This is a genomic window from Acidovorax sp. Q11 (assembly GCF_054950075.1).
Map to the genome: position 1 here is coordinate 41,091 of NZ_JBUDZG010000020.1, position 25,396 is coordinate 66,486.

18 protein-coding genes, 1 tRNA gene and 1 riboswitch are annotated in these 25,396 nt (G+C 64.4%); of the genes, 10 read left to right on the plus strand and 9 right to left on the minus strand.

All coding sequences use genetic code 11. The features are described from left to right. Positions 1 to 5: 5 nt before the first annotated feature. Entirely contained in the window at positions 6 to 1,802 is a 1,797-nt protein-coding gene (locus ACYZGB_RS15815) for a bifunctional metallophosphatase/5'-nucleotidase (RefSeq protein WP_462389617.1), read from the plus strand. A gap of 31 nt (positions 1,803 to 1,833) precedes the next feature. On the opposite strand, the gene ACYZGB_RS15820 is transcribed toward ACYZGB_RS15815, so the two are convergent. From ACYZGB_RS15820 to ACYZGB_RS15835, 4 genes are all read right to left on the minus strand, one after another. Next, positions 1,834 to 2,733: a DMT family transporter gene (locus tag ACYZGB_RS15820; RefSeq protein WP_462389676.1), complete on the minus strand. Its 900-nt coding sequence runs from the start codon at positions 2,731 to 2,733 to the stop codon at positions 1,834 to 1,836. Between the two features lie 347 nt (positions 2,734 to 3,080). After that, entirely contained in the window at positions 3,081 to 3,530 is a 450-nt protein-coding gene (gene nrdR / locus ACYZGB_RS15825) for a transcriptional regulator NrdR (protein WP_462389619.1), read from the minus strand. 21 nt (positions 3,531 to 3,551) lie between these two features. Next, the gene (gene glyA / locus ACYZGB_RS15830; RefSeq protein ID WP_462389621.1) at positions 3,552 to 4,796 is read right to left on the minus strand and encodes a serine hydroxymethyltransferase; all 1,245 of its coding nucleotides are present in this window, start codon (positions 4,794 to 4,796) and stop codon (positions 3,552 to 3,554) included. A 36-nt stretch (positions 4,797 to 4,832) separates the two neighbouring features. Next, positions 4,833 to 4,984, minus strand: a riboswitch (ZMP/ZTP riboswitch). Between the two features lie 67 nt (positions 4,985 to 5,051). Continuing rightward, complete coding sequence (locus tag ACYZGB_RS15835; RefSeq protein WP_462389623.1) at positions 5,052 to 5,891, minus strand: lytic transglycosylase domain-containing protein; 840 nt, start codon at positions 5,889 to 5,891, stop codon at positions 5,052 to 5,054. A gap of 1,112 nt (positions 5,892 to 7,003) precedes the next feature. On the opposite strand from ACYZGB_RS15835, the gene ACYZGB_RS15840 reads away from it, so the two are divergent. After that, positions 7,004 to 9,766, plus strand: coding sequence for a DUF349 domain-containing protein (locus tag ACYZGB_RS15840; RefSeq protein WP_462389625.1), 2,763 nt, complete (start codon positions 7,004 to 7,006; stop codon positions 9,764 to 9,766). A gap of 206 nt (positions 9,767 to 9,972) precedes the next feature. Here ACYZGB_RS15840 and ACYZGB_RS15845 read toward each other — a convergent pair. The 3 genes from ACYZGB_RS15845 to ACYZGB_RS15855 all read right to left on the minus strand — a co-directional run bounded on the left by ACYZGB_RS15845 (position 9,973) and on the right by ACYZGB_RS15855 (position 11,530). Continuing rightward, positions 9,973 to 10,062, minus strand: a tRNA-Ser gene (locus ACYZGB_RS15845). Between the two features lie 82 nt (positions 10,063 to 10,144). Further along, a complete protein-coding gene (locus ACYZGB_RS15850) occupies positions 10,145 to 11,062 on the minus strand; it encodes an SPFH domain-containing protein (RefSeq protein ID WP_462389678.1) in 918 nt (305 codons plus the stop codon). Positions 11,063 to 11,104: 42 nt separating this feature from the next. After that, positions 11,105 to 11,530 (minus strand): NfeD family protein, encoded by a 426-nt coding sequence (locus ACYZGB_RS15855; RefSeq protein ID WP_124514360.1) that lies wholly within the window; start codon positions 11,528 to 11,530, stop codon positions 11,105 to 11,107. Positions 11,531 to 11,677: 147 nt separating this feature from the next. On the opposite strand from ACYZGB_RS15855, the gene ACYZGB_RS15860 reads away from it, so the two are divergent. After that, a complete protein-coding gene (locus tag ACYZGB_RS15860) occupies positions 11,678 to 13,963 on the plus strand; it encodes an Orn/Lys/Arg family decarboxylase (RefSeq protein WP_462389627.1) in 2,286 nt (761 codons plus the stop codon). 276 nt (positions 13,964 to 14,239) lie between these two features. Here the strand turns inward: ACYZGB_RS15860 and ACYZGB_RS15865 are convergent, their stop codons facing one another. Both ACYZGB_RS15865 and fabI read right to left on the minus strand, forming a co-directional pair. After that, a complete protein-coding gene (locus ACYZGB_RS15865) occupies positions 14,240 to 15,064 on the minus strand; it encodes a DNA ligase (RefSeq protein ID WP_462389629.1) in 825 nt (274 codons plus the stop codon). A gap of 158 nt (positions 15,065 to 15,222) precedes the next feature. Next, on the minus strand, positions 15,223 to 16,023 hold the full coding sequence (gene fabI, locus ACYZGB_RS15870) for an enoyl-ACP reductase FabI (RefSeq protein ID WP_440114625.1): 801 nt from the start codon (positions 16,021 to 16,023) through the stop codon (positions 15,223 to 15,225). A gap of 105 nt (positions 16,024 to 16,128) precedes the next feature. Between fabI and ACYZGB_RS15875 the strand changes: the two genes are divergently transcribed. The 7 genes from ACYZGB_RS15875 (at position 16,129) to ACYZGB_RS15905 (ending at position 24,144) form a co-directional block, all read left to right on the plus strand. Beyond that, positions 16,129 to 17,958, plus strand: a complete 1,830-nt coding sequence (locus tag ACYZGB_RS15875) for an extracellular solute-binding protein (RefSeq protein ID WP_462389632.1) — start codon at positions 16,129 to 16,131, stop codon at positions 17,956 to 17,958. 11 nt (positions 17,959 to 17,969) lie between these two features. Next, positions 17,970 to 19,013, plus strand: coding sequence for a microcin C ABC transporter permease YejB (locus tag ACYZGB_RS15880; RefSeq protein ID WP_462389634.1), 1,044 nt, complete (start codon positions 17,970 to 17,972; stop codon positions 19,011 to 19,013). 13 nt (positions 19,014 to 19,026) lie between these two features. Beyond that, positions 19,027 to 20,082 carry an ABC transporter permease gene (locus tag ACYZGB_RS15885; RefSeq protein WP_462389636.1) on the plus strand — a complete coding sequence of 352 codons (1,056 nt, stop codon included), beginning with the start codon at positions 19,027 to 19,029 and terminating at the stop codon, positions 20,080 to 20,082. Further along, a complete protein-coding gene (locus ACYZGB_RS15890) occupies positions 20,079 to 21,725 on the plus strand; it encodes an ABC transporter ATP-binding protein (RefSeq protein ID WP_462389638.1) in 1,647 nt (548 codons plus the stop codon). Before ACYZGB_RS15885 ends, ACYZGB_RS15890 begins: the two co-directional genes overlap by 4 nt. 140 nt (positions 21,726 to 21,865) lie before the next feature. After that, complete coding sequence (locus ACYZGB_RS15895; RefSeq protein ID WP_462389639.1) at positions 21,866 to 22,501, plus strand: hypothetical protein; 636 nt, start codon at positions 21,866 to 21,868, stop codon at positions 22,499 to 22,501. A gap of 221 nt (positions 22,502 to 22,722) precedes the next feature. Then, positions 22,723 to 23,583, plus strand: coding sequence for a hypothetical protein (locus ACYZGB_RS15900; protein WP_462389640.1), 861 nt, complete (start codon positions 22,723 to 22,725; stop codon positions 23,581 to 23,583). 96 nt (positions 23,584 to 23,679) lie between these two features. Further along, a complete protein-coding gene (locus ACYZGB_RS15905) occupies positions 23,680 to 24,144 on the plus strand; it encodes a hypothetical protein (RefSeq protein ID WP_462389642.1) in 465 nt (154 codons plus the stop codon). The last annotated feature ends 1,252 nt before the right edge of the window (positions 24,145 to 25,396 follow it).

Here is a 25,396-nt window from a genome sequence, read left to right on the forward strand (position 1 = left end):
TCTGTATGAGCAACCGCTTGTTCCGGGCCTTCCGCCGCCGGGCGCTGGCCGCCTTGGCCGTGCCACTGTGGCTGGCTGGCTGTAGCGGCATTGCGCCCACCACGCCCGTGGCGGGCAGCGTGCCGCCCCACATCGACATCACCCTCATCGGCTTCAACGATCTGCACGGCAACCTGGAGCCGCCCCACATGGCGCACCGGGTGCAAGGGCCTGCAGGCCCCGTGCTGGCGCCTGCCGGGGGCATGGCCTACTTCGCCAGCGCCATGGCGGCCCTCAAGGCGCAGTCCCGCCACCATGCGGTGGTGTCGGCGGGCGACATGGTGGGCGCCTCGCCGCTGGTGTCGTCCCTGTTCCTGGATGAACCCACGATCGAGGCCGTCAACCGCATGCAGATCGACTTCAATGCGGTCGGCAACCATGAATTCGACCGGGGCTGGCGCGAGCTGCTGCGGCTACAGCACGGCGGTTGCGAGAAATTCACCTCGCGCGAGCCCTGCCGCATCAGCAAGCCTTTCGAGGGCGCCAAATTTGGCCTGCTGGCGGCCAACACGGTGCGCGAGGACGGTCGCACCCTGCTGCCCGCCACGGGGCTCAAGCGGTTTACCGAAGGCGGTGTCACCGTCACCATGGGGTTTATCGGCCTCACGCTGCAGGCCACGCCCACCATGGTCAGCCCGTCGGGCGTAGCTGGGCTGCGTTTTGAGGACGAGGCGGCCACGGCCAATGCGCTGATCCCGCAGCTCAAGGCCCAGGGCGCCGATGTGATCGTGGTGGCCATCCATGAAGGCGGCGGCACCACGGCGGGCGTGCAGGAGACGAGCTGCGCAGGCCTGTCGGGCGACATCGTGCCCATCCTGGAGCGCCTGGACCCGGCCGTGGACGTGGTGGTCTCGGGCCACACGCACCAGGCCTATGTGTGCGACTACAGCCGCGTGAACCCGGCCAAGCCCTTCTTGCTGACCAGCGCGGGCCAGTACGGCACGCTGCTCACCGACATCCAGCTGCGCGTGGACACGCAGACCCGCCGCGTAGTCCACAAGACGGCGCGCAATGTGGTGGTGCAGGGCGAAGCCTTCACCGGTGCCCAGGGCCTGGTGCCCGTCACCACCGCCGTGCCCGCCTTCCCGGCAGACCCGGGTGTGCAGAGGATCATCGACACCTACCGTGCGGCCGCCGTGCCGCTTGCCCAGCGACCAGTGGGGCAGGCGAAGGGGGCTATGCGGCGCCAGCCCAATGCGGCGCTGGAGAGCGCACTGGGCAACCTGGTGGCCGATGCCCAGCTGCTGGCCACACGGGCGCCGGAAGACGGGGGGGCGCAACTGTCCTTCATGAATCCCGGCGGCCTGCGCGCTGACCTGGTGCCGGACGAACAAGGGCTGGTGCGGTATGGCCAGCTGTATGCAATGCAGCCCTTTGGCAACCAGCTGGTGGTGAAGACCTTCACGGGCGCGCAGATCCGTGCGGTGCTGGAGCAGCAGTTCGCCAGCGGCGGCAACACGGTGCAGCGGCCCCGGGTGCTGTCGGTGTCCAGCGGCTTCAGCTACCGCTACGACCTGACCCAGCCCGCCGGGGCGCGCATCAGCCAGATGGTGCTGAACGGAACGCCATTGGCCGACGCGCAACCGGTGCGCGTGGTCATGAGCAGCTTTCTGGACAGCGGCGGCGACAACTTCACGGTGCTGACCCAGGGACGGGACCGGCAGGTGGGCGCGCTGGATCTGGACGCATTGGAGGCCTACTTCCGCCAGCAAAGCCCGGTGGCGCCCCCCGCCACCGACCGCATCACGCGCGTGGCCCGCTGAGGCGGGGCCGCACGGCTACGGTGATCTGGGCTCAGCTGCGCCGACGCAGCGCGCCCAGCCATGTGAGGGGATTGAAGCCTGTGACCAGCCCGGTCGCCACCAGCACCAGCGCACCGCCCCAGAGCATGCCCGGCCCCAGGGCCTCGCCCAGGAACACATGGCCCCAGGCCACGCCAAACAACGGGATCATGAAGGCCGAACTCATGGCGGCCACGGGCGAGACATGTTTGAGCACCCGCAGGTTGAGCCAATACGCCAGGCCCGAGGTCACGATGCCCATCACCGCCACGGCGGCCAGTGCGCCGGGCGTGAAGCGCGCCTCAGGCAGGCTCCAGGCCGCGCCCGGCAGCAGCAGCACCAGGGCGGCGGCATGGATGCCTGCGGCAATCGACAGCGGGGACATGCGCTGGGTGGCGCGTTTCATCCAGGTGGTCGAGATGCCATAGCAGGCCGATGCCGTCACGCAGGCCGCTGCCGCCAGCAAGAGAGCGGGCGTGGGCTGCACCGGGCCCAACTGCACGATGAGCGCCACGCCCGCAAAGCCGCACAGGCAGCCCAGCCACTTGCGCGCGCTCAGCGTGTCCTCCTTCATCCAGGCGGCGGCGATCACGCCAAAAGGCACGGCCATGGTGTTGAGCAGCGAGCTGTAGCCCGCTGGCAGGTGCAAGGCCGCCCAGGCGTACAGCAAAAAGGGCAGGGCGACGGTGAGCGTGCCCAGCCCGAACAGCTCGCGCCAGTGGCGCCAGGGCCAGGACTCGTTGGCGACGCGCATGATGCCGATCAGCGTGAGTGTGGCCAGCCCGATGCGCAGGGCCGCCATCACGTTGGGGCCCAGCACGGGGCTGGCAATGCGGATGAAGAGGAACGAGGCGCCCCACAGGGCAGACAGCAGCACCAGCTGCAGGAAGTGGCGGGTTTTCACCGCAGCGATTGTCGGGCACGGGCGCTGGGTGTGCCGCATGTGCGGGTGAGAAATTTAAAGCAAAAAGAGCCGTTTGCGCGCGTCCAGTATACCTTTGCAGCTATTTTTTCAGGAGCGCTGCGTCCTGTAGCCTTGGTGACAGCGCGGCTGGCGGAGCCTGCTGGACAACAGTGGTGCTTTTGATTGCTATGCTATTGATAGCTGCCAAGGCTTGGTGGGCGCGCGGTGGGCGCCAAAAAAGCCTGAAATCCAAGCCACCGCTAGACAGGGTGGGGGCGGCTCCGTCGCCTGGCTTGGCGGTGACTTACTTACTTACTTACTTACTTACTTACTTACTTACTTACTTACTTACTTACTTACTTGCGCACCTCATCGACCATGGCGCGGAAGTCGTCGATGTCTTCGAAGCTGCGGTAGACGCTGGCAAAGCGGATGTAGGCCACCTTGTCGAGCTTCTTGAGTTCGCGCATGACAAGTTCGCCAATGCGGCCGGACAGCACTTCGCGCTGGCCCAGGTTGAGCAGCTTTTCTTCGATGCGCTCGATGGCGCTGTCGATCTGCTCCGTGCTCACCGGGCGCTTGCGCAGCGCCAGGTTGAACGAGGCCAGCAGCTTGCCGCGCTCGTACTCGATGCGGCGGCCGTCCTTCTTGACGATGGCCGGGAAGTTCACCTCCGGCCGCTCGTAGGTGGTGAAGCGCTTGTCGCACGCGCCGCACTGGCGGCGGCGGCGGATGAAGACCCCATCCTCAGACACCCGCGTTTCAACGACTTGCGTTTCGAGGTGGCTGCAGAAGGGGCACTTCATGGACTTCCAGGACCGGCTTACTTAACGGTAGACCGGGAAACGTGCGGTCAGGGCGTTGACCTTGGCGCGCACGGCGGCGATGTTGGCCTCGTCGCGGGGGTTGTCCAGCACGTCAGCAATCAGGTTGGCCGTGATGCGGGCTTCTTCTTCCTTGAAGCCGCGCGTGGTCATGGCGGGGGTGCCAATGCGCACGCCGCTGGTCACCATCGGCTTTTCAGGGTCGTTGGGGATCGCATTCTTGTTGATGGTCATGTGGGCGGCGCCCAGCACGGCCTCGGCTTCCTTGCCGGTGATGCCCTTGGCGCGCAGGTCCACCAGCATCACGTGGCTTTGGGTGCCGCCGGACACGATGCGCAGGCCGCGTGCGGTCAGCGTTTCGGCCACGACCTTGGCGTTCTTGGCCACTTGTTCCTGGTAAGCCTTGAACTCGGGCTGCATCGCTTCCTTGAAGGCCACGGCCTTGGCTGCGATCACGTGCATCAGCGGGCCGCCTTGCAGGCCGGGGAAGATGGCACTGTTGATGGCCTTCTCGTGCTCGGCCTTCATCAGGATGATGCCGCCACGGGGGCCGCGCAGGCTCTTGTGCGTGGTCGATGTCACCACGTCGGCGTGGGGCACGGGGTTGGGGTACACGCCAGCGGCGATCAGGCCGGCGTAGTGGGCCATGTCCACCATGAAGATGGCGCCCACGTCCTTGGCCACTTTGGCAAAGCGTGCAAAGTCGATGTGCAGGCTGTAGGCCGATGCACCGGCGATGATGAGCTTGGGCTTGGTTTCGTGGGCCTTCATTTCCATCGCTTCGTAGTCGATGGCTTCGTTAGCGTCCAGACCGTAGCTGACCACGTTGAACCACTTGCCCGACATGTTCAGTGGCATGCCGTGCGTCAGGTGGCCGCCTTCGGCCAGGCTCATGCCCATGATGGTGTCGCCGGGCTTGAGGAAGGCCAGGAACACGGCTTCGTTGGCGGATGCGCCGCAGTGCGGCTGCACGTTGGCGGCATCGGCGCCGAAGATCTGCTTGACGCGGTCGATGGCCAGCTGTTCGGCCACGTCCACGTGCTCGCAGCCACCGTAGTAGCGCTTGCCTGGGTAGCCTTCGGCGTACTTGTTGGTCAGCTGGGTGCCTTGCGCCCACATGACGGCGGGGGAGGCGTAGTTTTCGCTGGCGATGAGTTCGATGTGCTCTTCCTGGCGCTTGTTTTCGGCCTGGATGGCGGCAAAGAGTTCGGGGTCGGTTTGTTCGACAAGAATGTTGCGGTCGTACATGGTTTGGCAGTCCTAAGAACTTGTGTCCCTTGAAACAAGGGCTGCCCAGGCGAACGGCTGAACGCAGCGGGTGAACCCCGTGCGGCACGCTTCCCAGTGGTTCACAAGGGGCGGGCCCTTGTCGGTTTCCACGTCAGCGGCAGCATCCTGTGCGGGTGCTGCGCCTATCGCCAGTCGCGTACTCCGCTAGTGTAGCCGACACGGTGGCGTGCACCTACGAGGTGCATCGCACAAATCCCCGGTGGGCCGTGGGATTCAAAGACCCGACAGCATGGCCACCTTGTCGGCGTTGGCGGTGGGCGCTGCCGGGGGGGCGGCGGCCGGAATGCTCTGGGCAGGCGCCTGGGTGGACAGCGATGGGGGTGGGTTGAAAGGTATGGCCCGGCCGTTGGCGACCTGGCGCAGGCGGAAATGCTCTGCCATCACCTTGGCAGCATAGCCGCCATCGTCGGCCAAGTTGGCGGCGCCCACGTAGTAGCGCAGGCCACCCTCGACGGAGCCAGCGCGCGCAATACATTCCTGCAGCACCTTGACGCCCACACGCAGGTTGCTCACCGGGTCGAAGGCCGCAAAGTGGCCGCCGAAGCTCTGGTACTTGTCGGTGTGCACGCGGGTCATGACTTGCATGAGGCCCTGGGCGCCCACGGCGCTTTCCGCAAACGGGTTGAAGCTCGACTCGATGGCCATGATCGCCAGGATCAGCGTGGGGTCGATCTTGGCGCGGGTGCCGATCTCATAAGCCTCGGCCACCAGCACGCTGAGCGGCTCGGGCGCCACGCGGTACTTTTTGCTTAGCCAGAAGGCCACTGCGGCCTGCTCCTTGGGCAGGTCCTTGGGGTTGGCGGCCGTGGCGCGCTCACTGGCTTCGGGCTCGATGGGCATGCCCAACATTTCCACCTGGCGGGCCTGCAGCCAGCCCATGAGGCGCTCTTCGCCTGCCTGGCGCAGATCGGGCCGGGCAGTGAGGGCAATGATGATGAAGGCAACGGCCAAGCCGATGAGGGCAAAGCTGTTGTGGGTGATTTCAAGAAAACCTTCGGTCACATCGGCCGCGAAGGTTCGCACGCCGGAGACTATTTTTCCTGACGCTGTCATAGCTCTTCCTTTCTGAGGCACAGCGGGAACTCGGGGCAGTCACTGGGACTGCACCTTCCCGGCAAGTCGCCTGGATTGGTACGCCATCAAGTCCGGGCTGCACGTCTGTGGAGTGCTTGTTGCCTGGTTTGACTTAGCCGGGTTCGGCAGCGGGTTGGGGTTTTTACTAGCCCGTTTTTGGGGCTGGCGGATTCTAGAAGCTCTCTAAATGCATAGTCAATACTAACAATCTTTGTTGTTAGATGATTGAGTTATGAAAAATATGTAAAAAATCACAGTTTTTGGGCTCTTGGAGGGGTTGGAAGTCGTCTGGCGCGGGTGGTCGTTGTGACGCTCTCGTGTCAAATTCAATCGGCCGTCTGGCCGTCATTGAGAATCCGATTTGAGCCCGGAGGACGACTTTGGTAAGGTGGAGGCGCCTGTAGATTTCAGGCATCGCCAGACGAAGCGAAATCTCCCTCCGAGGGCATTCAGTGCCAAGGTGCAGCAGATGCCGCTTCCAAGGCAACCCCTGGAGGCAATCCCTTGCCTCCTCGCCATGCGGACCTTCATCTCCGCATCGCGACCGATGGCAAAGACCGTTGTGTCAGCCGTCAAGCCCGGCGGGCAGGCCATGAGGCCCTGTCCGTCGGGCTTTCTTGTTTGCGCTTCACCCTTGGGATCCTCTGCACAGATCACCGCGCCGTGTGCATCAGCGGTCTCGGGCGGTCTGCGGCGTTGCAAATACTTGCAATAGCTACGGCTATTGCTGCGTTTTGCGCCTTGCAGCCCATCCCGATCCGCAGCGCCCACTTGCCGCTCGATTCGTGCAGAGGATCCCTTGGCGATTGGGTATTGGCGTCTATATATAGATAATGGGGGCTGTCCCTGGTGGGGCGACTGTTCGCCCGCAGTGGGGCGTGGCTCCCATGGAGGGGGCGCAGCCTGTCGGCTGCTTGTCCAAGCCTTGTGCCAGATCACCTGTTGAAGGTTGGTGTGGTGCACGCAAAGGCACCCGCTCAGAACCCGGTGAAAATAGCCCCTTTGTTGTCCGGCACGCATGCAGTGCGCTTGCCGTGGCAGGTCCTCTTTTGGCAATGCGCCAGGGGGTGCCTTCGTTATCCATTGGATCCATGTTTCCATTTTTTTCCCGCAGCAAAATGTCCGACGCACCTGAAGTGAATCCGGCCCCAGCCAAAACCCAAGAGCCGCATCCGCTCGACGCGCTGACCGGCGGCGCTTTTTCTGCCGCCACGTCTGGCGAGCGCGCCTCCCGCATCCGTGACTGGCTGGCCACCCAGCCCGCGCCCGAACAGCTGCAGGAAGTCTTCAAGGAGCTGAGCGGCCGTGACAAGGGGGCCGCCCGTGCCGTGCGCGAGCGCCTGGATGAAATCCGCCGCGCCAAGGGGCAAGAAGCAATCGCCGCCGAATGGGCCGAGAAAGCCCAGGCGCTGCTGGCCGCCCCCAAGCTCAATATTGCAGACGCCCTGGCTTGGCAGCGCGATGCGGCCAAGGCCGGTGCGCCCTTGTCGCGTGAACCGCTGTCGCTGCTCAAGGTGCAGATGGCTGACCGCGTGAAGGTCATCGAAGACCTGCAGCACCGCGTGCAGGTGCAGCGCGAAGCCGCCGTGCTGCTCGCACAACGCATTGAAGTGCTCTCGACCAAGCCCTGGCGCGATGCCCACGCCGCACTCGAACTGCTGCGCGCCGACGTCGCGCGCTGGCAGGAGCAGGCCCAGGAGCTGACAGGCGACGCCAGCTGGGTGAGCGTGGAAGCCCGTTTCCCCCCACTGCTGGATGCCTCCCGCACCCAGCTGCTGGTGGTGTGGGAAGCTTTCCAGCCCGCCGTGGCCCAGGCGGCCGCTGCGGCCGAAGACGCTGCAGCACCACTGCCCCCCGTGCCCGTGTGGGCCGACGAGCTGCGTGCCGCGCGAGGCCTGCCTACCGAGGCCGCCGCCGCTGCGGCTGCAGCCAAACCCGCGCGTGCCCCCAAGTCCAAGGTGGCCCCCGAGGTGGTGGAAAAGGCTGCACAGGTGGTGCGCGAAGCCCTGGCAACGCTGGAAAAGGAAACTGCCGAAGGCCATGGCAAGGCCAGCGCTGGTGCCGCAGCCGCCCTGCGGGCTGTACTCAAGGTGCATGGCAAACACATCGACAACGCGCTGGAACAGCAGGTGCACACCGCACTGGTGGCTGCGGGCGAGCTGGAAGGCTGGCAGCGCTGGAGCGCTGACCAGGTGCGCGAAGACCTCGTCGCCAAGGCCGAGGCATTGCTCAATCGCCCCGAAGGGCAGGCCCTGGGTGGCCGCAAGATGCAGGAGACCCTGCGCAACCTGCGTGACCAATGGAAACAGGCAGATCAGGGCGGCGCCCCCAACCACGCCTTGTGGAAGAAATTCGACGAAGCCTGCAATGCCGCGCACAAGGTCGTCGAGGCCTGGCTGGACAAGATCCGCACCGAAGCGGCTGAGCACAAGGCGCAGCGCCTGGCGCTGATCGAAGAGGTCAAGGCCTGGGCGCAAGAGCACGCCGCATCGACCGACTGGAAGGGCATGAACCGCGCCCTGTACCAGTTTGGTGACCGCTGGCGCGAGGGCGGCCATGTGGGCGAAAAGCTGTTTGCCGAACTGCAGCCGCAGTGGAAGCAGGCCATTGCACTGGCTGCTGCGCCGCTGGAGGCTGCGCAAAAAGACAGCCTGGCCCGCCGCCACGCCATGATCGAGGAGGCAGCGGCACTGGGCGCTGCGCCCACGCTGCGCATCGACGCGGTCAAGGCCCTGCAGCAGCGCTGGCAAGCCGAGGCGCAGTCTGTGCCGCTGGATCGCAAGCACGAACAAAAGCTGTGGGATGCTTTCCGTAAACCCATTGACGAGGCGTTCAATCGCAAGTCGGCCGACCGGGAAAAGGCGACTACCGAGCTGAGCGCGCGCGACCGCGTGGTGCTGGACGCCTCCAAGGCTCTGGAAGCCGCCAATGCCACGGGCGATGCCCAGCAGATCCGTGCTGCCGTGCAAGCGCTGGAGGCGGCATTGCGTGGCCAGGCCCAGGCGGCCGAAGCAGTTGCTTCAGCGCAGAAGGCGGAGGCAGCGCAAAGCGCAGCCGCGCCTGCAGAGCAGGCCGGTGGGGGTGATGCCCCTGTGGCGGATGCCGAAGCGAGCGAGGCATTGGCTGATGGCGAAGCTGCAGCACCTGCTGCGGCCCCTGTGGCACCCCCCAAGCCGGCCCGCCCCGTGGTAGCTGTGCGTGGCGACGACCGCCCTGGCATGAAAAAGGATGCACCAGCCGCCCCTGGCCGTGGCGCGCGCCCAGGCGACCGTCGCGATGGCCGTCCCGGCGACCGTGACGCGGGCCGTGGCCCGCGCACCGAAGGCCGTTTTGGTGATCGCAATGACCGTGGCGGCCGCATGGGTGAGCGTCCAGCACATGAAGACCGTGGTCCCCGCCTGGGCGATGCGGCCTTCAGGGCACAGCGCGACGCCATGGAGCATGCCCAGCTGGCATTGAAAAAGCTGGCAGCCCAGGCCCATGGTGAAACCCTGACCCAGTTGCTCGCCGCGTGGGACAAGCGCGATCCGTCCCAGGTCCCCAGCGCACAAGACCTGGGTGGCCGCGTGACGGCATCCGTGCGCACCGCATGGGCCCAGGCTCTGTCTGCCGCGCCCCAGGGAGATGCGTCCGAGGCCTTGCTGCGCCTGGAAATGGCAGCCGAAGCCCCCACACCTGCGGAGCACATCGCTGCTCGGCGCATGCTGCAACTGCAACTGCTGACGCGCCGCAACGACCCGGCACCGGCCCAGACCTGGGGCCAGGACGCTGCCCGCGTGCTGGCCAGTGCCAGCGACGCTGCCAGTGCCCGGCGTTTGCAGAACGTGCTGAAGACGCTGCTGCGCAAGCAGTAAAGGAATGAGGGTGCTGCTCGGGTAGTCCGAAGGGGCTCCCGGGCATGTGCCGCGTGTCCGTGCTGGCGAATGCGCAGATGCACGGATGGGTGGTGTGATGGTGATTGGCTGCGGCGGGATGTAGGCAGCAGAAATGAAAAATCCCCGGCATGCGGGGATTTTTTTGGCGTTTTCAAAGCACAGGAAGTGCTCTGAAAATTTGCATATGGCGGAGAGGGCGGGATTCGAACCCGCGGTGGGGATTAGCCCACACACGCTTTCCAGGCGTGCGACTTAAACCGCTCATCCACCTCTCCGAAGCCCTCGATTATAGCCACAGGATTGCACCTATCTGGGCCGGTAGCGGGATTGGCGGCAAAAAAAGGTGCTGGCCCGTTTTCAGCCGGCCTTCTGCGACGCCTGCACCATCTTCATGGCCGAGCCGATCAGGGCCGACACCTCGGTCATGTTGCTGGGCACGATGAGCGTGGTGGTGGCGTCGGACGCTACCTGGCTGTAGGCCTCCACCGCCTTTTCCGCCACCTTGAGCTGCACGGCCTGTTCGCCGCCGGGTTGGCGGATGGCGGTGGCCACGCGCTCGATGGCCTCTGCGGTGGCCTGGGCCACGGCACGGATGGACTCGGCTTCGCCGATGGCCTTGTTGATGACGGCCTGTTTTTCACCTTCAGAGCGGGCAATGAAGGCCTCGCGCTCGCCAGTGGCGATGTTGATCTGTTCCTGGCGGCGGCCTTCGGAGGCTGCAATCAGCGCACGCTTTTCACGCTCAGCGGTGATCTGGGCCTGCATGGCGTGCAGGATTTCCTTAGGAGGAGTCAGGTCCTTGATTTCATAGCGCAGTACCTTCACGCCCCAGTTCAGCGCGGCCTCGTCAATCGCTTGCACCACCTGGGCGTTGATGATGTCGCGCTCTTCGAAGGTCTTGTCCAGCTCCAGCTTGCCGATGACCGAGCGCAGTGAGGTCTGCGCCAGTTGCGTGACAGCCACGATGTAGTTGCTGGAGCCGTAGCTGGCGCGCATCGGGTCCGTCACCTGGAAGTACAAAATGCCGTCCACCTGCAACTGGGTGTTGTCGCGCGTGATGCAAATCTGGCTGGGCACGTCGAGCGGGATTTCCTTGAGGCTGTGTTTGTAGGCCACCTTGTCGAAGAAGGGAATGATGACCTTCAAACCCGGGCCCAGCGTGCCGTGGTACTTGCCGAGCCTTTCGACAACCCAGGCGTTTTGCTGGGGAACCTGTTTGAAGCTGCGGATCACGACGACAACGACCACTATGGCGATGGCGTATGCGATGTAGATGCCGTCCATATCAAACCTTTCGGGAGAGATTGCTGAAGAGGGTTACAAAGGTTCTACCAGCAGGCGGTTGCCTACAAGTTCGACAACTTTGTGCATTCCGGTGGCAGGCGTCACTCCGGGGCGATGAATCGCGGTCCAGCTTGCGCCTCGGTATTTCACTTGGGTGGTGCCGTCGGAACCCCATTCGCTGATGAGAATGGTTTCCCCCACATCCAGGTTCACGCTGCGGTCGGCGCGGGCTGAGGGGTCTTCGGGGCGCTTCTTCTTGAAGTAGTACCAGCCCACCACGGCAACACCGCCAACCGCCGCAGCCGCCACGACTTGCATTGTTGCCGAGAGGCCCATGTGGGCGGCCAATGCTGCAGCAACCAGCCCCAGCGCCACCATCAGCAGATAAAACGTCCCGGTAAGCAGCTCCGCAACGACCACGGCCCCCGCTGCCAGCCACCAGATGGTGGATGCCTCCATGCTGAACCTCCTTGGGTCGGTTGTGTTTAGTGCACCACATTCTGGGTCAAAAGGGAGGCAGTTCAAAGGCGCGGCAACGTTATTCCTTACACTTCGCGCCTATTTCGTTTTTTGGCCGGGCAGGGCACGTTTGCACGGAGGCTGCGCATGAAGTTTCGCTTTCCCATCATCATCATCGATGAAGACTATCGTTCCGAGAACACTTCGGGTCTGGGTATCCGCGCCCTGGCGCAGGCCATTGAGGCCGAGGGTTTTGAGGTGGTCGGGGTCACCAGCTATGGGGATTTGTCCCAATTTGCGCAGCAGCAAAGCCGCGCCAGCGCTTTCATCTTGTCCATCGACGATGAAGAGTTCACTGTGGGCGAAGGGCTGGACCCGATCGTTCTGAGTCTGCGCAACTTCATCGGCGAGGTGCGCCGCAAGAACGCCGAAGTGCCCATCTACGTGCACGGCGAGACCAAGACCAGCCGCCACCTGCCCAACGACATCCTGCGCGAGCTGCACGGCTTCATCCACATGTTCGAGGACACGCCTGAGTTCGTGGCGCGCCACATCATCCGCGAGGCCAAGAGCTACCTGGAGAGCGTGCAGCCGCCGTTTTTCAAGGCGCTGCTGGACTACGCCGAAGACGGCTCGTACAGCTGGCACTGCCCTGGGCACTCGGGCGGTGTGGCCTTCCTCAAGAGCCCCGTGGGCCAGATGTACCACCAGTTCTATGGGGAAAACATGCTGCGCGCCGACGTGTGCAACGCGGTGGAAGAGCTGGGCCAGCTGCTGGACCACAACGGCGCCATTGGCGAATCGGAGCGCAACGCCGCGCGCATCTTCAATGCCGACCACTGCTTCTTCGTGACCAACGGCACGTCCACGTCCAACAAGATGGTGTGGCACCACACCGTGGCCCCCGGCGACGTCGTGGTGGTGGACCGCAACTGCCACAAGTCCATCCTGCACAGCATCATCATGACCGGGGCCATCCCCGTGTTCATGAAGCCCACGCGCAACCACTTCGGCATCATTGGCCCGATTCCGCAAAGCGAGTTCGAGCCTGCCGCCATCCAGGCCAAGATCAAGGCCAACCCGCTGCTCAAGGGCGTGGATGCGAAAAAGGTCAAGCCGCGCGTGCTCACGCTCACGCAGTCCACTTACGACGGCGTGCTCTACAACACCGAGACCATCAAGGGCATGCTCGATGGCTACGTGGACAACCTGCACTTTGACGAGGCCTGGCTGCCGCACGCGGCCTTCCACCCGTTCTATGGCAGCTACCACGCCATGGGCAAGAAGCGCACGCGCCCCAAGTATTCGGTGACGTATGCGACGCAGTCCATCCACAAGCTGCTGGCCGGTATCAGCCAGGCCAGCCATGTGCTGGTGCAGGACTCGCAGACCGCCAAGCTGGACCGCCACCTCTTCAATGAGGCCTACCTGATGCACACGTCCACATCGCCGCAGTACAGCATCATCGCCAGCTGCGACGTGGCCGCCGCCATGATGGAGCCGCCCGGCGGCACCGCGCTGGTGGAGGAAAGCCTGCTCGAAGCCCTGGACTTCCGCCGCGCCATGCGCCAGGTGGAAGAAGATTTCGGCAAGAACGACTGGTGGTTCAAGGTCTGGGGCCCCGACAAGCTCGTGGACGAGGGCCTGGGCCGCGCCGAGGACTGGATCATCCGCAGCGATGGCAAGGGCAAGAAGAACGGCAGCAAATGGCACGGCTTTGGCCAGCTGGCTGACGGCTTCAACATGCTGGACCCGATCAAGTCCACCATCGTCACGCCCGGCCTGAACCTGGATGGCAAGTTCGACAAGACCGGCATTCCCGCCAGCATCGTGACCAAGTACCTCGCCGAGCACGGCGTGGTGGTGGAGAAGACGGGCCTGTACAGCTTCTTCATCATGTTCACCATCGGCATCACCAAGGGCCGCTGGAACACGCTGCTGACGGCGCTGCAGCAGTTCAAGGACGACTACGAGAAGAACCAGCCCATGTGGCGCATCCTTCCGGAGTTCTGCCAGCAGCACAAGCGCTACGAGCGCATGGGCCTGCGCGACCTGTGCCAGCATGTGCACGAGATGTACGCCAAGTACGACATCGCGCGCCTGACGACCGAGATGTACCTCTCGGACCTCACGCCCGCCATGAAGCCGTCGGACGCCTACGCGCACATTGCGCACCGCACGACCGAGCGCGTGGAGATTGACCACCTGGAAGGCCGCATCACCGTGGGCCTGGTCACGCCCTACCCACCGGGCATTCCGCTGCTGATCCCTGGCGAGGTGTTCAACAAGAAGATCGTGGACTACCTCAAGTTCGCGCGCGAATTTGCGAAGCTGTGCCCGGGTTTTGAGACCGACATCCACGGCCTGGTGGAGGTAGAGGACGAGAGCGGCCAGGTGCGCTACTACGCCGATTGCGTAGCGGGCAGGCCCTGAGAGACTGAGCGTCTTCCGTCCGCGCCCGCCTTGTCCGCAAAAACACCCCGGCTCGTCGTTGCAAATGCTCGCCATAGCCCGCGCTATGGCTGTGCTTTGCGCCTAGATCCAGGGTGTTTTTGCGCACCTTTCGGGCACAGCCAAAAAACTCTCAGTCTCTGAGCCCGCCCACAGCACCACCACGGCCGGAGCCTGGTGGGGTGGGTGAAAATTTAAGTCAAAAAGGCTGCCACCGCGCGTCCATCAAGCGCTGGTAGCTATTTTTTGATAGTTGGTTCAGCGTGTTGCTGTTGTGGGCATCGTGGCAACAGGCCTGTCCAGCCGCACCCGCACAAAACTCGCAAAACGCGGCAGGCCGCCGTCATGTGTGCCGCGATAGCGGTAGGTCACCCAGCTGCCAATGGGCGGCGGATCGGCGCGGTCGGCATCCGTCAGCCCTGCACCCAGCTTGAAGCGCTGGCCAGTTGGCATTTCGACCAGCAGCGCACCCAGTCGCCCTGCATGTTTGCCTTTGCCCGGCAGGTGGCCCACCACCAGCGCCTCGGTGTCTTCGTGGGTCTTGAGCTTGATGAGGTCGTCGCTGCGGCCTGAGCGGTACAGCGAGCTGCCCTTGTGCAGCATCAGCCCCTCGCCGCCCGCGCGCACCGTGCGCTGCAGCAGTGCTTGCAGGGCGGCGTCGGTGGCCACGCGGTGCTGCGGCACGGCCTGAACCCAGGGCTGGTGGATCTGGGCGACCAGGGCCTTCAGTGCGGGCAGGCGCTCATCAAACGGGCCGCCCTGGGTGGGCAGATCAAACACCATGAAGCGCATCTGCCGCCAGGCCGCATCGTCTGGCTGCTGCTGGCGTGTGGTGGACTGGGCATGTGCAAAACTGCCTCGCCCCGCCCACAGCTCGCCGTCCATGGGGGTGGCTGGCCAGCCTGCGGTGAACCAGGCGGGCGCGGCCACCGTTTCGCCGCCGCGCGTGCGCAGCATGTGGCCGTCCCAGTAGCCCCGCACGCCGTCGTACTTCTCGCTCACCCAGTAGTCGGCCAGCGGCATGCCGGGGCGGTATACGTTGGCCAGCAGCAGGGCGGGGGCATCGGCCGCGTGCACTGCCATGGCGGCAGGCAGCAGGCCCAGCACCCCCAGGCCCAGCCAATGCCTGCGGGTTAGTTTGCTATTGAAAATATAGCTTCTTGCGCATGACGGACGCGCGGTGGCGGCCATTTTGTTCAATATTTCGGTGTGGTCCGCAGTGAGTCCGAGGAGTGGTGCGCTCAGACCTGGTCAGCAGACAGACCCGCCGTCTGGCTGAAGCCACCGTCCACGTAGGTGATCTCGGCAGTCATGCCCGAGGCCAGGTCGGACAGCAGGAAGGCCGCCACATTGCCCACGTCTTCAATCGTCACGTTGCGGCGCAGGGGCGATGCATCGGCCACGCGGCTCAGCAGCTTGCCAAAGTCCTTGATGCCGCTGGCGGCCAGGGTCTTGATGGGGCCCGCGCTGATGCCGTTGGCGCGGATGCTGCGGCCGTCTTCGGTGCGGCCCACGGCCTCGGCGAGGTAGCGCACGGATGCCTCCAGGCTGGCCTTGGCCAGGCCCATGGTGTTGTAGTTGGGGATGGAGCGCAGCGCGCCCAGGTAGCTCAGGGTGATCAGCGACGACTTGTCGTTCAGGTAGGGCAGGGCCGCCTTGGCCATGGCCGGGAAGCTGTAGGCACTGATGTCGTGCGCAATGCGGAAACCTTCGCGGCTCAGGCCTTCGAGGAAGTTGCCCGCAATCGCCTCGCGCGGCGCAAAGCCGATGCTGTGCACAAAGCCGTCGAACTTGGGCCAGGTCTGCGACAGCTCGGCAAACATGCGCTCGATCTGCTCGTCGCTGGCCACATCGCAGTCAAACACCAGCTTGGAGTTGAACTCGGCGGCAAAGTCGGTGATGCGGTCCTTGAAGCGCTCGCCCACGTAGCTGAACGCCAGCTCGGCGCCCTGTTCGTGGCAGGCCTTGGCAATGCCGTAGGCGATGGAGCGGTTGGACAAAACACCCGTGATGAGCAGCTTCTTGCCGGTCAGAAAACCCATGTTTGTTCTCCTTGTGGAATTGGGGGGGGGCGCCCCGCTGGCGCGCTGCATGTGGTTATGCGCTACTCGCTGCGGTGGCCGGTGAACGTAGTGCAGAATTGTCGCATGTGGCTTGTTGCAGTCTGTTCTCGCTGGGCCCGCGCGGCGTTGTGTGCTGTGTGTGGCATGGTTTTGGGTCCTACCTCTTGGGCCGCACATGCCTATGCCCAATTTGGCGATGTGAAGTACCCGCCTGGGTTCACGCATTTTGACTATGTCAATCCGAGTGCTCCGAAGGGGGGGGAGATTCGCCTGGTTCCGCCGATCGCGGTCACCAATTTCGACAAGTTCAATCCGTTCACGCTGAAGGGAACGCCGCCTGCGGGGATGCTGGAGTTGGTTTTCGAGTCCTTGTTGATCGGTAATTCAGAGGAACCGTCCACAGGGTATGGCTTGCTCGCAGAAGACGTGGACGTGCCGCCGGATGGTTTGTCCGCCACCTTTCGCATTCGCAAGGAGGCGCGATTCAGCGATGGGTCTGCCGTGATGGCCGCCGATGTGGTTCATTCTTTCAACACCCTGATGAGCAAGCAGGCGTCGCCGCAGTTCAAGACGATCTTTGGGGATATCAAGGCGGTCCGAGCCTTGGACGAGCGCTTGGTCAAATTTGAATTTGCCAGTTCCAATCGAGAACTGCCGCTTGTGGCGGGGAGTGTCCCGGTTTTCAGCCGGAAATGGGGGGCTGGAAAGCCCTTCGACGCAGTCATCACCGATCTGCCTGTTGCCTCGGGTCCTTACCGGCCCTCCAGTGGACAGCTGGGGCGCGATATCACGTACGTTCGTGACAAGAACTATTGGGGGGCCGCCTTGCCGGTGCGCAAGGGGCTGTATAACTTTGATCGCGTGACCTACAAACTCTACCTTGATGACACCAGTCGGTTTGAAGGGCTCAAAGCCGGTGAATATGACTTGAAGCGGGAGTTTGTTTCGAAAAACTGGGCGCGCCAATACAAAGGCAAGGCGTTTGATTCCGGAGCGGTCAAGAAGCAGGTTTTTGAGCATCGCAATCCTGGTGATTTCCAGGGCTACACGTTCAACTTGCGGAATTCCAAGTTCAAGGACATTCGAGTTCGCAAGGCCATTGCGCTGACGATGGACTTTGAATGGCTCAACCGTCAGATGTTTTACGGCTTGTACAAGCGGGTGGACGGCTATTTTCCAAACAGTGATTTCCATGCTTCCGGGCTGCCTGGGCCTGCAGAAATGGCTTTGCTTGAGCCACTGCGTGACAAGTTGAGCCCTGATGTTTTTGGGCCGGCATTGCGATCACCCAGCACGCTACCTCCTTCCAGCTTGCGGGACAACCTGCGGCAGGCCAAACAGCTGCTGGCGGAGGCTGGATGGGTCTACCGCGATGGAGCCTTGAGGAACGCCCAGGGTGAAGCGTTTGAAATGGAGTACCTGAATGCACAGCCGTCTTCCGTGCGACTGGTCAGCCCGATGCAAATTGCTTTGAAAAAGCTGGGTATCAGTCTGAAGATACGCAATGTGGATGGAGCCCTTTACCAGCAGCGGATGGATGAATTCGAGTTCGAGCTGGGAAGCCTTCGTATTCCGGGGCGAACTTCTCCCGGCAGCGATCTCTTTGAATACTTTGGCTCCAAGGCTGCTACCACGCCGGGGTCTGCAAACATGTGGGGTATTGCCGATCCGGCGGTGGATAGCCTGATTCGCTCGGTGCTCTCTGCAAAGACCAAAGCGGATGTGTCTGCCGCAATGCGCGCACTGGATCGGGTTTTGTCGCACGGCTATTACTCGATCCCCCAGTGGTACAGCGACGAGTTTTTTGTTGGCTACCGGCCCGCCGGTTTTGTCTTGCCTCCGATAATTCCGCCGTATTACCAGCCAGATTCCTGGGCTGCCGCCACATGGTGGGCGTCGCCGACCAATCGCTAGGCGCAAGTTGCATGCTCAGCTACATACTCAAACGCATATTGCTGATGGTGCCCACGCTGCTGGGGGTGCTGCTGCTGACCTTTGTCGTTATTCAGTTCGTTCCGGGCGGCCCGGTCGAGCAACTGGTTTCCCAATTGCAAGGGCGTTCCTCGGGCGGAGAGGGGGCTGCTCCCAGCGCTGGTGCTGGCGGGGACTATCGCGGTCGGCAAGGGTTGAGTCCAAAGCAGATCCAGGAGATCAAGGAGCTCTATGGCTTTGACAAGCCTGCGCATGAGCGCTTTATGAAGATGCTCTCTTCTTTTGCACGGTTTGACCTCGGGCAGAGTTTTTACCAGCGAAAAGCAGTGTGGGACCTCGTTCGAGAGAAGCTCCCCGTCTCCATCAGCCTGGGCCTGTGGACCTTCTTCATCAGCTACCTCGTTGCCGTGCCGTTGGGCGTTGCCAAGGCGGTGCGGGCGGGGTCACGCTTTGACCTGGTCACCACCTTGCTCATTCTCGTCGGCTACGCCATCCCGGGCTTCGTGCTCGGCGTGGCGCTGCTCGTGATTTTTGGCGGTCAGCTGCAGTGGTTCCCGCTGCGCGGGCTCACGTCGGCCAACTGGGAGCAGTTGTCCTGGGGCGCGCGCATCGTGGACTATTTGTGGCACATCACGCTGCCCGTCACGGCCATGGTGCTGGGCAGTTTTGCCGTCACGGCCATGCTGACCAAGAACGCGTTCCTCGAAGAGATCCGCAAGCAGTATGTGCTCACGGCCCGTGCCAAGGGCCTCTCCGAGCGGCAGGTGCTGTGGAAGCATGTGTTCCGCAATGCGCTCATCCCCATCGTTACCGGCTTTCCGGCCGCGTTCATCGGCGCTTTCTTCGCAGGCTCGCTGCTGATCGAAACCTTGTTCTCGCTCGACGGCCTGGGCCTGCTCAGCTACGAGAGCGTGATCCGCCGTGACTACCCCGTAGTGCTGGGCACGTTGTACCTGTTCACGCTGATCGGGCTGGTCACCAAGCTCATCAGCGACCTTTGTTATGTGTGGGTGGACCCGCGCGTGAAGTTTGACTAGCCCGAACGCACCGATGGCCCCGATGAGTCCTGCTGCTGCCCCGATTTCACTCTCCCCGTCCCGCCGTGCCTGGTTGCGCTTCAAGCGCAACCGGCTGGGGTACTGGAGTCTGCTCGTTTTCTGCGCCCTGGTGCTGGTCAGCCTGTGTGCCGAACTAGTCAGCAACGACAAGCCGCTGGTGGTGCGCTACGAGGGGCAGACCTATTTCCCCATGCTCAAGGACTACCCCGAAAAAACCTTCGGGGGCGACTTCGAGACCCCCACCGACTACCTCGACCCCTTCATCAAGGAGCGGTTGAGCACCGGCAGCAACTGGGCGCTGTACACCCTGAACCCCTATGGCCCCAACACGCTCAACTACTTTGCCAAGGCGCCCAACCCCTCGGCGCCCACGGCCGACAATTGGCTGGGCACGGACGACCGGGGGCGCGACCTGCTGGCGCAGCTGCTCTACGGGTTTCGGGTGAGCGTGTTGTTTGGGCTGGCGCTCACCGTCACCGGCGTGCTGCTGGGGGTGATCACGGGTGCCATCCAGGGCTTCTTTGGCGGCAAGACCGACCTTGCGTTCCAGCGTTTCATAGAAATCTGGGGCTCCATGCCCGAGCTATATTTGCTCATCATCTTCAGTGCGGTGTTTGCGCCCAGCATTGCGCTGCTGCTCATTTTGCTCAGCCTGTTTGGCTGGATGGGGCTGTCTGACTATGTGCGCGCCGAGTTCCTGCGCAACCGCCAGCTTGACTACGTAAAGGCCGCACGCGCCTTGGGCGTGGGCAACCTGCAGATCATCTGGCGCCACATCCTGCCCAACAGCCTCACACCCGTGGTCACCTTCTTGCCGTTCCGCATGAGTGCGGCCATCCTCGAGCTCACCTCGCTCGACTTTCTGGGCCTGGGCGTGCCGCCCGGCACACCGTCATTGGGCGAGTTGCTGAGCCAGGGCAAGAACAGCATTGACGCGTGGTGGATTTCGCTTTCGACCTTTGGCGTGCTGGTCACCACCCTTCTCTTGCTCACCTTCATGGGCGACGCACTGCGCGATGCGCTGGACCCCAGAAAGGCCGACCTGTGACCGTAACCCCATCGGCCAACAATCCACCCCTGCTGCAGGTGCAGGACCTGCATGTGCGCTTTGGCCCCAAAGAGGTGGTGCGAGGCGTCAACTTCCACATTGCAGCGGGCGAAAAACTTGCGCTGGTAGGAGAGTCCGGCTCGGGCAAGACCATCACCGCTTTGAGCCTGCTGCGCCTGGCGGGCGATGCCGCCATCAGCGGGCAGGCCTTGCTGCAAGGCCGGGGCGACCTGCTGGCGCTGACCGAGCGTGAGATGCGCGGCGTGCGCGGCGACGACATCGCCATGGTGTTCCAGGAGCCCATGACGGCGCTCAACCCGCTGATGACGATTGGTGCGCAGATTGCCGAAATCTTGCAGCTCAAGCGCGGCTTGACGGGTGCCCAGTGCGCGCAGGCGGCCATTGATCTGCTGGCGCAGACCGGAATCCCCGAGCCCGCGCGCCGTGCGGGCAGCTTTCCGCACCAGCTCAGCGGTGGCCAGCGCCAGCGCGCCATGATTGCCATGGCTTTGGCCAGCAGCCCTAAGCTGTTGCTGGCCGATGAGCCCACCACCGCGCTGGACGTGAGCCTGCGCGGGCAGATTCTGGACCTGCTGAGCGACCTGCAGCGCCAGACCGGCATGGCCGTGCTACTCATCACCCACGACCTGAACCTGGTGCGCCGCTTTGCCGACCGCCTGGCCGTGATGGAGCAGGGCGTGCTGGTAGAGCAAGGCCCGGTGGCCGAAGTATTCGGTGCACCCCAGCATGCCTACACCCGCCGCCTGATCGCCAGCCAGCCGCGCCGCGATGTGGTTGAAGCCGGCCCGCCTGCTGGCACGGCACCCGTGGTGCAGACACAAGACCTGCGCGTGGTCTACCCCACGCCGTTACCAGGCATCAAGGGCTGGTTCAAAAAAGGCGAGTTTGTGGCCGTGCAGGGCGCCACGCTGCAATTGCTGCCCGGCCAGACGCTGGGCGTGGTGGGCGAATCCGGCTCGGGCAAGTCCACGCTGGCAGGGGCCATCCTGGGGCTGTTGCCTTCGGCAGGGCAACTGCAGGTGGGTGGGCAGGCGTGGCAGCAGCCCGCCATGCGCAACACGCCCGCCAACCAGCAGCTGCGCCGCCGGGTGCAGGTAGTGTTTCAAGACCCGTTCTCGTCCCTGTCACCGCGTCTCACGGTTGAGGAGATCGTGGGCGAGGGCCTGAAGGTGCACGAGCCCGCGCTGACCGTCGCCGAGCGCCGTGCGCGTGTCGAGGCGGTACTGGCCGAAGTGGGCCTGGCCGAGGCGCAATACCCGCGCCTGCTAGAGCGTTACCCGCACGAATTCTCTGGCGGCCAGCGCCAGCGCCTGGCCATTGCGCGTGCGCTCATCGTGCAGCCGCAGGTGCTGGTGCTCGATGAGCCCACCAGCGCGCTCGACGTGACCATCCAGCAGCAGGTGCTGGGCCTGCTGCAGCGCCTGCAGAAAGAAAAGGGCCTGAGCTACCTGCTCATCACCCACGATGTGGATGTGATCCGCGCCATGGCGCACGATGTGCTGGTGATGAAGGATGGCGCCGTGCTGGAAAGCGGCCCGGTGAACGGGGTGCTGGACGCACCGCAACACCCCTACACCCAGCGCCTGGTGGCGGCTGCCAGTGCACCGGGCACTGAGGGCTGACAGGCTGGGGAGGGCTTGCGCGCATGGATGCGTGCATGCGGTGGTGCATGCGGTGGTGCATGCGGTTGCGCATGCCCCCTGGCCGTGGAAAGATGCCTTCACCCCCTGCAACCCGCCGGGGCACTCTGGCCGGAGCCTCCATGCCCCCATCCCTGCCTGAACCCATGCCCGCCCAAGCGCCCATCGTGCCGCCAGACGGCGACACTACGACCGCCTTGGATCTGGCCGAGGTCTACCGCCGGGCCCGCGCCCTGGCCGCCCCGGGCCAATGCATCACCGCCCTGCACCTGGGGCCCGAGCACTGCGTGCTCGCCACGGGGCAGGGGCCCGCGCAGCCTTCGGCCCAGCTGACGCTGGCGCTCGGCCAGCAGAAAACGGCGCGGGCGTTTTTCCGTGGGGCCGTGCCGACGCCGCTGGAGCTGGAGACCGCCATCGCCTCGGTGGAGGACGAGGTCTATGCCGCCCATGTGCGCCACCGCCAATGGGTGCCCGAGGGCGCCTCGGCCCAGCTGTACTCGACCGACCCGGCGTTGCATGAGATCGCCACCCTCGCAGGCATCGCACCGGGGCCCGCCCGGGTGCTGCCGCTGGAGGCCGTGGAGCGGCTGTTCAACCGGCTGGCCGCAGTGGCACAAGGCCGCCCCGCCGCGCACGAGGGCCTGCCCGCCAGCCCCGCCTTCGCAGCCAGCCTGCTCGTCTTGCGCGAATTGATGCATCACATGCCATTTGCCGAAATCACCTTGCTGGACCTGCAGTATTTGCTATCGATGAGATAGCGGATAGAGCCGGATTGGCGGCCCGTGCGGGCCACCCGAGCACCGGGGGGATGGTGCTGGCGCATGGGAGATTGTGCGGGAGCGGTTGACACCCTGTCAGGTGGCGAGGTGGTCGGCATGCGCACTCAGTGTGGGCGGTGGACAACGCCGAGAAGAACAAACCCGCGCAGCGCGGTAACAATTCGTGCACTTTCACACGGGCCGACTTCACCCTCCACACCATGTCACAAAACGCGCATACCCTGCAGCTCTTCTTCGACAGCCCCATCAAGCTCAAAACAGCACAACTGGTCTACCAGTACCTGCTGGCGGACAACACCGAACAGGCACAGCGCTGGGCCGGCGAGCTGGGCGTGGCCGACCTGGACGACCTGTGGGATGGGGAATGGTTCAACCAGCAGGTGGCGGCCAAACCCACCCACCTGCTGCTATGTTTTGACACCGGCACCCATGGCAACCTGCCCCTGCGCGCCCTGGAAACCCTGTTTGCCAACGGCCTGCGGGCGGCGGTGCTGGAGGTGTTCTACGACCAGGTGGGCGAAACCGAGCGCATGCACTTCGACCAGGGCCAGTGGGTGGGGCGCCAGGCCTTCTTCAGTGCCCACCCCGACTGGCGCGCGGTGGTGGAGCCTCTGGATGGGGGCGACGATGCGCAGGACGACCCCTATGCCTGCTCCCGCGACCCGGCCAAGCCCATGAGCGTGGCGAAGATGCGCAAGGACGAGGCCGACCGCCGCAAGCAGGGCGAAGAGGCGGCGAAGGCCTTCATCGACCTGGCTCAAACCTTTGGCAAAAATGGCCAGTCGCCAGTGCAGGGCCTGATGGCGGTGCTGCTGCTGCGCGCGGGGTTCAAGGGCCTGCTGCATGCCATCGTGTTCATGGTGGTCACGGTGCTGCTGTTCAAGGGCATCTGGCTGTGGCTGGGCCTGGGGCTGGTGCTCGCGATTGCGCTGCCGCTGTTCTACATGGTGCGCGAGCACAAGGACCTGCGCGGCGATGGGGACGATGACGACGATGCTGCCGGTGGCAGCGATGGTGCCGACCCTGCAGGCCCGGCCACGGTGCAACCGGCGGCGGGCTGACCCGGCGCAGGGCGGTCGGGGCGGCAAAGACCCGCGACACAGCCCAACAAAAAAGACATGCAGACAAACAAACAAGCAACAACGAGGGAGTGAGCGATGCTGACAGAGATCGAATGGTGGGGTGGGCTGATCTTCGTGCTGGGGGCCATCACCCACCGGCTGGTGACCGGAGCGCTGGACAAGAAAGACGAGGGCATCGACTGGCATCGTTGGCAGATGCACGGCTTCTTCGTGCTGCCCGCCGTGGTGCTGGCCGGGTATTTCTATCCGCTGGCAGGCACCGGCCTGCAATACGCCTACCTTGGCGTGCTGGGCGCCGCTCTGCTGCTGGTGGCTGTGATGCTGGTGCAGGAGGTGATCGGGGATGCGGGCGAAGGCTCGGCAGAGACTACCGCAGAGGCTGCCAGTGGGGCCGCTGCTGCGGGCGCAGCGCAGGCGGACGACGAATCGCCCGGCTGGCTGATGACGCTGATCGGGGTGGTGGTGCTCTACAGCCCGGTGCTGGTGGCCTGCGGGCTGGGTTGCGCCAAGGCCTGGCCCATGGTGCAGGGGCTGTTGTAGCGGGGTAGCGGCCGGGCAGCCTGGGTGCCCGCGCGTTGCCTTCCTTTTTTCGATCGTCTCCCGGCGCTGTGCTGCGCTTCCTTGTCCCCGTTCATGGCCACAGATTCTTTTCCCGACCTGCTCTCGCTCTACATGCGGCGCATCCGCGCCAGCGCCTCCGGCGTGGCCACCGAAATCGGCCTGAGCCGTGAGGCGGTGAACAACTGGCGCAACGGCATCTCGGCGCCCAACCCCTGCTCGCGCGACAAGCTGGTGGCCTGCACCCGCTACCTGCGCCTGACCGAGAGCGAGACCAACCGCCTGCTCAGCGCCGCAGGTTTCGCGCCCGAGTTTCCGCTGCAGGCCGAGGCTCCGCTGCGGGCCGAGGCCAGGGCCACGGGTGTGGCCCCAGGCGCGGCGCAGCCCTTTGCGGCGTTTCAAGACCGGCTGTTTGCCCAGCTCGCGCAGGCCGTGCCATACCCCATCTCGCTGCTGCTGTCGCCCGCGCACTGGGGGCAGCCGCCGTTTCGGCACGAGCTGCTGCAGCGTGCCCGCGCGCAGTATGGCGAGGGCTCGGTGCTGCACATCCAGCCGCCCTACAGCGTGAGTACCGTGCCCGCCGAATACTTCGCCGCCATCGGCCGCCAATGTGGCCTGGGCGATGTGGCGTCAGACTACGAGTTCGAATCTGCGCTGGAGCGCCGCCTGCTGGCGGGCGAACGCATCTTCTGCCTGGTCAGCCGCTTTGAGCAGGGCACATCCGCGCTGCGCGAGACCCTGGCGGGCATTTTGCGCAGCCTGAGCGAGATGCACAGCGGCCGCCTGCACCTGCTGCTGTGTGGCGGCGAGGCGCTGGCCGACCTCAAATACCGCAGTGGCGACCTCTCGCTGCTCAACATCGCGCAGGTCAACCACTGGCCCGACCCGTCGCTGCACGACCTCCTGCGGCTGGCCCGCCACCGCTGGCCCGAGCACACCTGGACGGAGCCCGTGGTGGCCGATCTGCAAGCGCTCAGCGGCGGCCACCCCGCGTTGTTTGAAGAGGGGTTGCAGTGGCTGGTGGACCAGGGAATGGACCAGAGGGTGGGCAAGGGCGATGCACCACCCAGCGCCCTGCATACCCACCTGGTCAGCAGCCCACGCCTGTGGCAAACCTTTTTGCCCCTGGCCCAGGCGCCCGCCACCCGCGCGCGGCTGCTGCAACTGCTGCAGGTCGACGACCTGGGCCGCGCCCGGCCCTATCTGCAAGACGATGAACTGCGCAGCCTGTTCT